Source organism: Leptolyngbya sp. FACHB-60, from assembly GCF_014695775.1.
GTDB lineage: Bacteria > Cyanobacteriota > Cyanobacteriia > Phormidesmidales > Phormidesmidaceae > Nodosilinea.
Map to the genome: position 1 here is coordinate 1 of NZ_JACJOX010000045.1, position 12745 is coordinate 12745.

At 57.4% G+C, this 12745-nt stretch carries 8 protein-coding genes and 1 pseudogene; 5 read left to right on the plus strand and 4 right to left on the minus strand.

What is annotated here, in order from left to right; translation table 11 throughout:
- Positions 1-236 precede the first annotated feature (236 nt).
- From H6F57_RS16600 to cysC, 4 genes and pseudogenes are all read left to right on the plus strand, one after another.
- Positions 237-425: pseudogene (locus H6F57_RS16600) on the plus strand (hypothetical protein); the annotation flags it as partial.
- Positions 426-529: 104 nt separating this feature from the next.
- A complete protein-coding gene (locus H6F57_RS16605) occupies positions 530-757 on the plus strand; it encodes a hypothetical protein (RefSeq protein WP_190624828.1) in 228 nt (75 codons plus the stop codon).
- A gap of 523 nt (positions 758-1280) precedes the next feature.
- Positions 1281-2225 (plus strand): YihY/virulence factor BrkB family protein, encoded by a 945-nt coding sequence (locus tag H6F57_RS16615; RefSeq protein ID WP_199289478.1) that lies wholly within the window; start codon positions 1281-1283, stop codon positions 2223-2225.
- A 37-nt stretch (positions 2226-2262) separates the two neighbouring features.
- Positions 2263-2814, plus strand: coding sequence for an adenylyl-sulfate kinase (gene cysC / locus H6F57_RS16620; protein ID WP_190624830.1), 552 nt, complete (start codon positions 2263-2265; stop codon positions 2812-2814).
- Between the two features lie 209 nt (positions 2815-3023).
- Here the strand turns inward: cysC and H6F57_RS16625 are convergent, their stop codons facing one another.
- From H6F57_RS16625 to H6F57_RS16640, 4 genes are all read right to left on the minus strand, one after another.
- Positions 3024-3305, minus strand: coding sequence for a hypothetical protein (locus tag H6F57_RS16625; protein WP_190624831.1), 282 nt, complete (start codon positions 3303-3305; stop codon positions 3024-3026).
- A 179-nt stretch (positions 3306-3484) separates the two neighbouring features.
- Positions 3485-6196, minus strand: coding sequence for an ATP-binding protein (locus H6F57_RS16630; protein WP_190795020.1), 2712 nt, complete (start codon positions 6194-6196; stop codon positions 3485-3487).
- Positions 6193-7500, minus strand: coding sequence for an AAA family ATPase (locus H6F57_RS16635; protein WP_190624833.1), 1308 nt, complete (start codon positions 7498-7500; stop codon positions 6193-6195). Before H6F57_RS16635 ends, H6F57_RS16630 begins: the two co-directional genes overlap by 4 nt.
- Before the next feature lie 90 nt (positions 7501-7590).
- Positions 7591-8217 (minus strand): DUF1176 domain-containing protein, encoded by a 627-nt coding sequence (locus tag H6F57_RS16640; protein WP_190624834.1) that lies wholly within the window; start codon positions 8215-8217, stop codon positions 7591-7593.
- Between the two features lie 490 nt (positions 8218-8707).
- Between H6F57_RS16640 and H6F57_RS16645 the strand changes: the two genes are divergently transcribed.
- Complete coding sequence (locus tag H6F57_RS16645; RefSeq protein WP_190624835.1) at positions 8708-12721, plus strand: PAS domain S-box protein; 4014 nt, start codon at positions 8708-8710, stop codon at positions 12719-12721.
- Positions 12722-12745 lie beyond the last annotated feature (24 nt).

Here is a 12745-nt window from a genome sequence, read left to right on the forward strand (position 1 = left end):
CAATTCCCGCCCATTCTTTACAACCTGGAGGCTCTGGCAGTGAGGACAATCCATGGCTCTGGAGTAGTTGCACTGCAACCATTTTACCCATCACCGTCTAACAGACCAGTGCCATATTGTCTCCGTCTTTGATTGATATTTTGTCTTTCTATCTAGACGACTATACCGTACACATATTCTCTTATTTGCTAGTCTTGCTAATTTTTGTGGCATTTTCGATTGGAGGCGGTGTGGCTTGCATCCAACACCTAGCGCTTCGAGTTGCCCTTCATAATACAGGCCACATTCCCTGGAACTATGCACGTTTTCTTAACTACTGCACTGAACGGTTGCTGTTGCAGCGGGTGGGCGGTCGCTATCGGTTCATTCACCGCCTTGTGCAAGAGCACTTCGCTGCCATGTCATTGGAGCGGGGCAGTAGGTGATGGGTAAGTAAGTTCTTGATATAGATACTACCTACGCCCTTGGAACCCTAGCGAAGGATGCGGTAGCATCGGCATGAACTTAAGCAGCAAGGAAGGTTAGGCTCATGTTTCATCTATATTTTGGGGCGTTTGATATCGTGCTCTATCTAGGGGGCATCTACGCTGCTATGGCGCTTTCCAAAGCCCTCTGCGACCAAATGGATGAAGCCGAAGCCGCCCAGAACGTGACCACCACAGCCCCTCAGGTTGCCCCCATGCAGCCTATTGCCCCCCACCTCGTGGCCCCCGCCACCAAGCGCGACGAGGTCAGCGTCAGAGTATCGGCGAACTAATAGACTAAGGCCAAAATTTGCTGACTTCAATCGACAGGTCAGGAAAGCTCAGTGGGCTGACTGTGCCAGCTTTGTAGCCTCATAGTCCTCATCTGTGGGCTGGCGATAAACCTAGAGTGTGCGGTAGGAGAAATCGACTACCCAGTACTCTGGAATGCGATCGCGCCCATAATACCTAACCTTTTCACCCAAATGGTAGGCCAGGGTTGAGTTAGACACCTCAATCAGCCATAGCCTAAACCCTTCATACCAAGGCGGTGAATAGCCCTGTTTTGGAATAGGGAGGAAACTGCCACAGTAGCCCGTTTTTGCTAACGGGGGTTTGACACGATGGTACCTAGAACCCCGAAACCGAGCAATTTTGTCTTTTGGTGCTCTACTTTTTTTGTTTTGTGCCACTGTAGGTAGCTGGCACAACCCTTCGTGAACAAATAGGGTCGGTAGAATGAGGAGACAACTGGCGCGGTTAGAGCATTGGCGACGCGCATGGTCACTGGCACACCGATGGATCAACAGTGCGGCTATGCTCGATTTCTTTAAGTATCGAGTGGGGCAGTCAGCGTGGACCAAGCTGATTGGCCGCACCCTCATGAAATGGCAGCAAGACGATTGCCTTGAGATGGGTGCCGCCCTAGCCTATTACGCCCTGTTTTCAATGTTCCCGATGATTTTGGTGTCGTTGAGTATTGTGGGCTTTTTAATTGGCCCCAGCACCGATGCCTACAACGCTGTGCTCCACTTTGCTCAAGAGACCCTGCCCCCCGATGCCTTTCCTCTGGTGCAGACTACCCTCACCGAGTTTCACAACGGCAGCACCAGCGCCAGCATTGTCGGCTTTGGCATTTTGCTGTTTACCTCCAGCGGTTTTTTTGGGGCGCTCAGCCGCTCCTTTGACAAAATCTGGCATACCAAGCCCAGTCACCACCGCTTCGACGGCATGGGGGAAGTGGCGTTTATCTTTTTGTGGCGGCGGTTTTTGGCGTTTTTGCTGGTGATTGGGGCCACCAGCCTGATCTTTGTGTCGCTGCTTTCCAACATTGCTATCGACGCTATCACCAAGATTCTAGAAGGGGTGAACGAGTGGGTGACGGTGCTAGCGATCGATCAGGTGCAGCTGCTGTCGTGGCTGCGGTTGGGCATCTCGTTCGTGACGCTGACGCTAGTGGTGATGGTGCTCTACAAAACTCTGCCCAGCACCCGGGTGGCCTGGCGAGACGTCTGGCTAGGGGCGCTGCTCACCGCCATTCTGTGGCTGATTTTGCAGCAGTTGATCAGCAACAGCGTCATTAGTCTGGGCAGCCAGTTTCGCTCCTACGGGGTGGTGGGCGGGGTGATGGTGCTGATGCTGTGGATCTACCTCACCAGCCAGATTTTCTTTTTGGGGGGCGAGTTTACCTACGTCTATGCCCACCAGTTTGGCAGCCGCAAAGGGCAGAAGAAGCTAATGGCCAAGGTAGGGGGCCAGTAAGTGGTTTAATTTATAGAGCAGTTTACGGAATGGGCCAATGGCTACAGCGCAGCGCGGAGTAACGATCTGGTTTACGGGGTTGAGCGGGTCGGGTAAATCGACCATCGCTCGCGCTCTGGAGGCCGAACTGCGCCAGCGAGGCTGCCAGCTGGAGGTGCTCGATGGCGATGTTGTGCGCACCAACCTTACCAAAGGCCTGGGCTTTAGCAAAGAAGACCGAGACGAAAACATTCGCCGCATTGGCTTTGTGTCGCACCTGCTGACCCGCAATGGCGTGGTGGTGCTGGTGTCGGCAATTTCGCCCTACCGCGAGGCGCGGGACACGGTGCGCGATCGCATCGGGGACTTTGTCGAGGTGTTTGTCGATGCCCCCCTCAGTGTCTGCGAAGACCGCGACGTTAAAGGCCTCTACAAAAAAGCCCGCGCTGGCGAAATCAAGCAGTTTACTGGCATTGACGACCCCTACGAAGCGCCCCTCAACCCAGAGGTGCACTGCCACACCGATCAGCAATCCGTTGAAGAAAGCGTGGCTCAGGTAATTGGCCAGCTCGAAGCCATGGGCTACCTAGCGGCGGCAGCAGTGGCTTAGCCTGCCTAGGCCAGTCACGCCAGCGGTAGCGTCGCCCCCAGTCTGCGTTTTAGCCCTCGGTTCAAATTGAGCAGCTCCTGTGATCCGTCGATTGCTCCACCGCTCTAGAAGTGATGCCCACTATTTTTGCAAAATAGCGGGCATCGGCAGTTGGCTATTGCAAAACCAAGCCTTCTAGGGAGATGTTACTTCCCTAAAAGGGGTTCGATTTACTCTACTTCAGAGACCTCTTCCAAGACATTTTTCCGGGTGACGGCCCAAAAGATACCGGCACTGCCTGGGGCTCTGAGCTTACAGGCCGGGCACTCGCAGGTTGCGCCGCCGGCAACAAGGTTGAGATATTTGATTTCAGCCTGGATGGAGAATTCACTAATCGGCAGCCCCAGCATCTTTTTGATGTGAGATTCTAGGGGTCGGCAGGCTCGTCTTGCGTAGCCTTGTCCTGCTCGTTCAGAGTAAACAACGTAATCCGAAAGCCAGGTATCATTCATGTGCAACTCTATCAGGCAACTTTACATCCTTCTTAAGGAATAGATTAAGATTACGCCTTAAGGTAGATTTAATCAAGAATGCCCTAAAACAAAGTGGTGCTCCCACTCTGTAAGACAGTTCAAGCTCCTACCGACTTTCCCTTGCTGCCTGCGCCCGTGAACAAGCTAGGCGCGTAGCGTTACCCCAGTACCTGGCTGTGCCGCAGTTTGTTGAGTAAGCGCGAAGGCGGTTCCCGGCGGGCGTAGCTGACCAAATAGTCATGCACGAGCTGGTAGCGATCGATAGGGATATCGGGCAGCAAAAACACCAGACCCGAGCCTACCAAGATATCCAACACCAGGTCGAGCTGGTCTGACTGATAGACGGCACCACGTAGGTTGATCTCTTCTTCAATATCTTCTCGGCTTCTTTGAGGGCGATAGGGGCGGCTGTCGCGATCGATATCGGTGAGCAGGTAGAGCACCAGGCGGGCCAGGTCGGCATTTTCAGCGCCGCAGTCGTCAACGACGGTGCCCAAGAAATTTTGCACCAGGGTTTCTTTGGGATGGTCGCCCAGATCGAGGTATTCGGCCAGAGTGTTGATAGCTTGGCGCTGGAGCTCAGCCCCCACCACCTGAAGCTCAATCGGACGCACCTCGCCGATGGGGATAGACAGGTCAGCCACCAGCTGGTCGATCAGGGCGGTTTCGAGGTAGAAGTGGGCGTCGTCGGTGAGGCGGCGAATCAAAAATTTGGCGTCGGTGGCCTTGAAATTGCCCAGATAATAGCGGTAGTCGCGGCTGAGAATGTCGTTGTTGAGAATGTCGAGGTCGAAGCCGCGCTCAATTTCGAGCAGGTGGTGGAGGTAGTCTTCTCGTAGGGACAGCACCACCTTGAGGTAGGGCGTGTTGAGGCAGTCGAGCAAGAAGGCGTAGAAATCGCGGCGCTGGGTCAGCTCTACAGCATCGACAAAAAATTCTTCAAACTGATCAAAAATCAGCACGATTTGCCGATAGCTCTGCTCGGTGAGGCGTTTGAGGCGATCGCTCAGGTCGATGGGGCCGATGGGGGCCGCCGGGGGAATGCCGTCAGCCTCACTGACCTGCTGTAGGGCGCGGGCCAAAGCCTGGTTAACCTCATCGGGCCAGTCGCGGTAGCCTCTAACCAGCACTGCCAAAGTCGATCGCCCCTCAGGAAACGACTTGCTCAGGGCAGGCATCAGCCCGGCATAAAGAATGGAGCTTTTGCCCACCCCCGACGGCCCGTGGATAATCACCAGCGGGTAGCGGGCCTGCTCAAGGCGATCGGTGAGGGCATCGACATCGGCCTGGCGACCCGAGGACTGAATCTCGGTGGCCAGGCCCGCACTACCCCGGGGAGGCTCCTGGGGCTGAATTTCGCCCGCCCCAATGAAGGCGCGCAGCTTAAAGCGGGTGTCGACCTGGCGCTGCTTAAGCTTGACTCCAAAGGCGGCGCGGTATTTTTTTTGCTGGTAGTACTGCTGTTGCAGAGTTTGCAGAATGCTGCGGTAGAGGGGCAGATCGGTTTTGGGGTCGGTATAGGTGTAGGCCGCTTCGAGCAGGGTAGTCGCCGCCTCGGGTTGCACCTGGGCAATGTACACTCGCCCCAACAGGTAAAGGTACCAGCCCCGCTGATACTGGTTGGCCATCGTTAAGGTAGAGCGGGATGGCTCGGCATCCGGTTCGCCAGGGGAACCGACGGTGACGGCCCCTGCGATCGCCAGAATATTCAACGCCTGCTCAGCGCTGGTTTTGGCGGTGGCGGCATCGCCCTGGGCCAGAGCAACCTCCGCCAGGTAGCCATGGTTGCGGGCCAGGCGAATGGGGTCTTGGCGGTGTAGGGTCAGCCCCTCCTGGGCGGTGCGGGCCAGGGCGGGCCAGGCCCCCAGTTTTTGCTGCACCTCCGCTAGGGCGTGGATGAATTTGCCCACCAGGTCGGGCTCCCCCAGGTCGCGAAAAATGCGCAGGCAAGCAGTGAAGTAGCCCTCGGCCTTGTGCAGCATGCGATCGTAAACTACCCGCTGCAGAATGGCCTGACTGCGGCAGGTCGCCCCCAGATAGAAGAGGAGGACGGCTTGTTTTTGGCGGTGGGTGGGTGGCGGAGGAGTGAGAGGGGTGGGGGTAGGGGGGTGGGCACGGGTAGATTTTTGCCAGTAGTTTAGGCTTTGCTCGAAGTGGTAGCGGGCCACGTCGAGATCGCTGCGGCTAAAGGCGTCGCGGCCCTTGAGAAAGTCGAGGCTGGCCTTGAGTTCACTGCCGAGGGTGGCGTGGGTTTGGGCAATGTCGGCCAGGGCAAACTCTAGCTCGGTGCGCAGGGCCGACCCCGGTTGAAAGTCAACGGCTTCGGTGGGGTGGGGGCTACTATCTCCCAAGGAGAGCATGGTGGCGAACAAGTCGTTGGCGCTGGCGTGGAGGGAGTCGATTAGCTCGCCGGGGGGGTACTCAAAGGGGATCGGGGCGGCGGCAAAGCTCTTAAAGTCGGGAGCATGGCGGTTGAGAATGGCCAGGGTATGATCGCTCACCCATAGCACCACCGGAAACGGCAGCGCCTGAGGAAAGGCGTTGCGCCCTAAATTGGCGGCTTTAAACACCGCTACGGCGTTTTGCAACTGCTCTAGGCCGGTCACCATCAGCGCCGCAGGGGGCAGGGAGTTGGGGGGTGGGATTAATGCTTGGAGTAGGGTGGTGACGTGGCTGGGCAGCGATCGCTCCACCAGGGGCGTATAGGCCTGCAAGTGATCGACCATTAGCTGCTGCAAGCGCGAGTAGTTGCACCGGGCCAGCACCAGCGAAAAGCGGTTGGGCCTCAGGGTAATTGCCCGCTTTAGCTCAGCTAGGGCGGCCCGGTTGTGGGCCACAATATCGCTGGTCCCCAGACGCTGGCCGCTCATGGGCGACTCTGCTGAGCCAGCCAGCTGCGGTAGCGATCGGTCTCGGCCAGCAGGGGGTTAAGGCCAAACCAGCGGCCCTGGGCATCGCGATATTCGTACAAAAACAGGCTGCGCACCAAAATGTTGTAGTCTTCGTCGCCCTGCACATCCTGACGGGAGACGGCCTGGAGCAGCAGATCCCACTCGTGATCGCTGACTAGACCCATCAGGCTGTCGCGCTCGTTGCGAATCACGGCCTCCAGGGTGTCGCGCAAAAAGGGCGGGTCTTGCTTGCGCAAGCAGCCATCCAGCAGACGAATCAGGTTGCGCATGTGGCCACCGCTCACCTGACAGAGGCGATCGAGGGTGGCGATCTCGTCGAAGATTTCTCCTACCGCGTCGATGCGCTGGTTCACGTTGAAATCGGGAAAGGCGCGAATCAGCACCATCTGCCGCAGCAGCGCCATGCCCGCCTCGTCAGTGTTGCCTTTGCGGTCTTGCATTGGCACCATGGGCAGCACCATGGGGTTGGTGCCAAAGCGATTCGACAGCCGCACCAGGTCATTTGAAAACATCAGCTCTAGGGGAATGGTATAGACCATGTGGCAGTCGAGCTGCCTGAGCTGCTCGCCCCGATCCACAAAAATGTATTCCGACTGGAGCCGCCCCTGGGAGCGAGGAGCGCTGTCGATGCGATCGAGGTTATCCATAATCACCACCAGGCGATTTTTGCCCTGCCCTTGCAGGCGATCGTTGGCGGGGGTCAGCAGCTCGTCGTTGATGGCGGTAATGATGCTGCGAGTGCGCGGCTCTAGGTATTGCCTGAGCTGGCTGCGCATGTCGGGGCTCTGCTTGGCCGAGGCTGTGATGCTGGCAATGCCCGCCGAAAAGCTCACATCGGAGATTTCCATCGGGGTGCGGAGGGTGTCGGCCAGGTTCTGAAACAGGCCCTGCAGGTAGGTGGGCCGGGTAGCAATGCCACTCTTGTCGAGGTGCTCACTGATATTGTGGGCAATGCTGAGCAGAATGTCGGAGATTTCAACATCGGCCATCTCTAAGTCGCGGTCTGACTCAAAGTAGACCACCTCGCAGCTCCGTCGCATCAGAGCATCCTGAAGACGAAACAGTTCCGTCGATTTGCCGCAGCCGATATGGCCGGTAAATAGTTGGGTGGTGGGTCGGTTGCGGGCTAGGCGGGCAATTTTGCGCTCTAGCTCTTGAACAATGTCGCCGCCGCGCACGGTGGAGAAATCAATGTAGTAGCGCTTGCCCCGTAGCGGTTGAGTGGGGTCGCAGGCATCGTAAAATTGCTGTAGATCCAGCATGGGCAACGGCTGTAGGACTGCCCTCAGGGTAGCGCAAGGGCCAGAGCGAAGGTAAAGCTTTAGCGATCGCTAGTCTAGCGCTGAGTGAATTTAGGGATAGATTTGGGGATAGTTAGCGGGCTCGACCAGGTTCTCCTCGGGCGAGTCGCTGCACTCTTGGTAGCGGAAGGTTTCTAGCTCTAGCTCACCCCCCGACCAGCGGTAGTCGGCTAGCGAGCCACAGTCGCCGATGCCTCGCGCCTTGCTAAATACCGTCAGCAGCGCTTGCTCGGGGTCAAAGGTGGCCAGGCCACCCACAGTGCCCTCGCTGGCGCGCACAAACTGCCCGGTCTCATCGGGATAAAACACATCTAGCGACAGCGGCTGCCACGAGCCATCGGGCTGGTAAGCCACGTAGGCGTAGACCGACTGGTAGGCGGCGTTGGCACAGACCAGCTCCACCAGGGCGCGATCGCCTACTCGATAGACCCGAGATTCTGCCTGGGCGGCCTCAGGCTGGTAAAACCCATTGCAGAGGTCGAGGCTTTCGACCTGGTCGTAAACGGTTTGCAGAATTACTTCGTTCGTAGGCAAAGTGTCCGCGCTCTCAGGGTCAGTACCCGGCTCCGTTGGGGGCGAGGACGACGTCTCGGGGATGGGAGCTGGCGGTGTGTTGCACCCGGCGATCGCAATCATCACCAAAATCGCCATTACGCCCTGGGCTTTAAGCTGTCTCACTCGATGCTCCTCAGCGCGATCGTCGGTCGGGTTGCCATCCTCCTATTTTGCTGCAGCCAGTCAAATCTGGGTGAGAACAGCTCAAAATGTCAGATTTCAAGCCTACCGGGCATCTTTTCCTGTTTCGCTCTTCTATTCTTGTTTCTCTGATATGCCATCCCTGCCCTGGCGATCGTTAACTTCAGTCCTGGACGTACCCCACAGCCCCATCTCGCTCTTTCCTTGGCGGTAAGAAAAAGTTATAAAGTACAGTCTGCGGGTGGATTAACGCTATCGGGCAAAGCCGATAAAATCTAGCAAAACTACTAGCCCCCAAGTCGAAGTCTATGCTGTCAACGTGGATACCCGCTTCCCTTTCCCGATCGCGGCTGAAAGTGGGCTATCTCGTTGGCATCCTAGGGCAGCTTCCAGAGCGTATTCAAAAGCTGTTTGCCGTCGTTTTAAGAGTAAGCTCACGCACTTTAGAATGGCGGGGGCATCACTCCTCATAATGGCAAACCTTGATGGCTCTATGGGGCCAACCCACAACCAGCGCACCGTTCTCGTTCTCGATCGGGTTGACGGCAGAGCCGACACCTATCGGCAGCTTTTGCCGCACCATGGCGAATGGTCGTATCAGGTTATAGCTGAGTTGTATGATGGCCCAATTCTCGACCTGTGCCAATCTCAGCAGGTTGATGGCATTCTCTTAGAGTCTCACCACTCCGACAGCCGCAGTTTTGAGCTAGTGCAACACCTCAAAGCCCAGCTGCGCCATCAATGCCCACCGATCATCATGATTGGCGAGAATGAGGCCCGTGGGGCTGCGCGAGCGATCAAACTGGGGGCGATCGACTATCTGTGCCGGGACGATTTCACCGCCGCTCAACTCCAGCAGGCTCTCGATGCCGCGATGCCCAGCGCCCACCCAGCCGCCTACCCCCGACCGCAGGATCGAGAACGGTTTCTCGCTGTGGGGTCAGACTTGCAGGCGATCGCAGGCTACGACGGCTATTTTCGCTGGGTAAGCCCCACCTTTGAACAGGTGCTGGGTTGGACGACAGCCGAAATGACCACCCGCCCCTGGATTGACTTTATCCATCCAGACGATGTCGCCCCCTCGCTCGCCACAGCAGAAACCCTGCTCTCCGGCGGCGAAATTATGGCCTTTGAAAACCGCTATCGCCATCGCGACGGCACCTATCGCTGGCTGCGCTGGCGCTGCCAGCTGGATGTTGAGCAGCAGGTCAGCTACGGCACAGCCGTTGACATCAGCGCGCTCAAACAGTCTGAAGCAGCTCTCGACAACAGCTATGACGATCTGGTTGAGCAATCGCACGTTTTCGACGCCATGCTGTCGGCTATCAGCGATTTTGTCTACCTCTTCGATCGCCAGGGTCGCTTTGTGTTTGTCAACCAGCCCCTGCTCGACCTGTGGGGATTGCCGTTAGAAGACGTTGTGGGGAAAAACTTCTTTGACCTCAACTACCCCGATGCGCTAGCGGCCAAGCATCAGCAAGAGATTGAGCAGGTGTTTACCACCGCCCAACCCCTCAGAGATGAATCCTCATACACCAGCTCAACCGGCATCAGCGGCGTCTACGAATATATCTTTACCCCGCTGTTTGACCCTGAGGGCTCGGTGCAGGCGGTGGTGGGCTCGACCCGCGACATTACCGAACGTCAGCGCACCGCCGCCTCACTGCAAGAGAGCGAAGAACGGTTTCGCCTGATGGCCAATACGGTGCCAGAAGTGATCTGGATTACCGACGCGGCTGGCCGAGTCGAGTTCGTCAACCAGCAGTGGAAGAAATATACGGGGGCCGATAGCGAGCCGACCACAGCGGTAGAGGCTCTGATCAGCTGCGTCCATCCAGACGACATCACCATGACGCTGAACACGTTCAGACAAGCCATGGAGAGCGGGAGTTTATTTAAGGCTGAGCACCGCATTCGCTCAGAGGCTGGCTTCTACCACTGGTTCTTGATTCAGGCCGAACCCTATCGAGATCCGCAGACTGGCCAGATCGTGCGCTGGTTTGGCACCCTGGTCGACATCCACGATCGCAAGTTAGCTGAAGCCGCCCTCAGCGCCTCGGAGGCCAAATATCGATCGCTGTTCAACTCCATGGACGAAGGCTTTTGCATTTTGCAGTTGATCTTTGACGAGCAAGATCGGCCCATCGACTACCGCTATATCGAGACCAACCCCGTCTTTGAGCGGCAGTCGGGACTAGTCAATGCCCTTGGCAAGACCATTCGCGAGCTGGTGCCCAACATTGAACCCTTCTGGTTTGACATCTACGGCCGAGTTGCCCTCACGGGCGACCCAATGCGATTTGAAGAACAGGCCCAGTCGATGGGCCGATGGTTTGACGTCAACACCTTTCGCGTCGGTGCCCCCCACGAGCGCAAAGTGGCCGTGCTCTTCCAAGACATCACTGGCGCCAAAGAAGCCGAGGCCCGATTGCACCAAGCGGCCAAACTCGACGCGTTTCGAGTCACCCTAGCCGATGCGCTGCGGGTGCTGACCGACCCCATTGAGGTGCAAGCCACCGCCTGCCGCCTGATTGGCAAAGAGCTAAACGCCAGCCGAGTCTATTACTACGAATACAACGAAGCCACCCTGATGGGTACCGTTCACGATGACTATCGGCAAGACGGTGGGCCCAGCATGGTAGGGGTTTACCGTTTTGATGATTTCTCAACTGTGCATACGCTGCTGCGAACGGGGCATCCGCTGCTGCTGGCCGACGTTGCCAACACTACGATGCTCACCCCAGCCGAACAGGCCCGGTTTGAAGTGTTGGGCATAGACGCCCTAGTCTGCATTCCCCTGGTCAAAAACTACCAGCTGGTCGCGGTGTTCAGCGTCGCTCAGTCGACCCCCCGCAACTGGACAGCCCTTGAAATTTCGCTAATTCACGAAACCGCCGAACGCACCTGGGCCGCCGTCGAGCGCGCCCAGGCCGAAGCGCGGTTGAGCCAAAGCGAAGCCCAGTTTCGCCTGCTCGTCACCGCTAGCTCAGATACGCTATATAAAATGAGCGCTGACTGGAGCGAGATGTACAGCCTTTATGGCCAGGGGTTTCTATCCAGCACCGATCACCCCAATCGCTTGTGGCTAGACGCCTACATTCCCCAGGACGAGCAGCCCCCAGTTCTAGAGGCCATTCAGCAGGCCATTTGCGACAAGCGCCCCTTTGAGCTAGAGCACCAGGTTTGGCGGGCAGACGGCACCGTGGGCTGGACCGTGTCGCGGGCCGTGCCGCTACTCAACGAGCAGAATGAAATCGTGGAATGGTTTGGCGCGGCCAGCGATGTCACCGAGCGCAAACAGCTGCTAGAGCGAGAGCAGACGGCGCGGGAAAATGCGGAACGGGCCAACCGCACCAAAGACGAGTTTTTGGCGATTCTCTCCCATGAGCTCAGGTCGCCCCTCAACCCCATTTTGGGCTGGGCTAAACTGCTGCAAACCAATCAGCTCGACGCCGACAAGACCCAACGCGCCCTGGCTACCATCGAGCGCAACGCCAAGCTGCAAACCCAGCTGATCGACGACTTGCTCGACGTGGCTAAAATTCTGCGCGGCAAGCTCGAAATTAGCGACATTGCAATTGATCTGGCCACGGTGATTGAGGCCTCTATCGATGTGGTGAGAACCGCTGTGCAGGCCAAAGCGATCGCGCTGCACATCTCCCTAGCTGACAACTGCCTAGTCAGAGGCGATAGCGCTCGCCTACAGCAGGTGATCTGGAATCTGTTGTCTAACGCGGTCAAGTTTACACCCCAAGGTGGGCAGATCGAGCTGAGCCTTACATCGGTGGACGATTGCGCCCAGGTGACTATTACTGACACCGGCAAAGGCATTAGCCGCGAGTTTTTGCCGCAGCTCTTCGACTCGTTTCGCCAGGAAGATGTGTCAATTACTCGTCAGTACGGCGGGCTGGGGCTGGGGCTGTCGATTGTTAAATACTTAGTCGAAGCTCACGGCGGCAGTATTGTCGCCGACAGCCCCGGCGAAGGGCAGGGGTCAACCTTTACCCTGCGGCTGCCGCTGATGCCCGATGCCGCCGTTCCGCCCCTGAAGGAGGCCCGTCTGCCTACGGTTATCGACCTGACGGGGGTCAAAGTGCTGGCCGTTGATGACAGCCAAGACAGCCTCGACTTAATCGCTATGGTGCTGAGCCAGTATGGGGCCGAGGTGCGAGCCGTCGCTTCGGCCCATGAGGTGTTGCCCCATTTGACCAATTTTGAGCCTGATGTGCTGGTGTGTGACATTGCTATGCCCGACATGGATGGTTACACCCTGCTGCAACAGATTCGCCACTTATCGCCTGAATATGGCAGCCAGGTACCGGCGATCGCTGTGACCGCCTTTGCCCGCGAGGAAGATCGCCACCGCGCTCTGGCCAATGGCTTTCAGCAACACATGAGTAAACCCATCGAGCCCGAAAAGCTGCTGCTGGCGGTGATAGAACTGACCATGGCTGGCCGCACCGCTGACTGTGGGCCTTTGAAGTGAGGCGATCGCCCATCGACAGCAGAG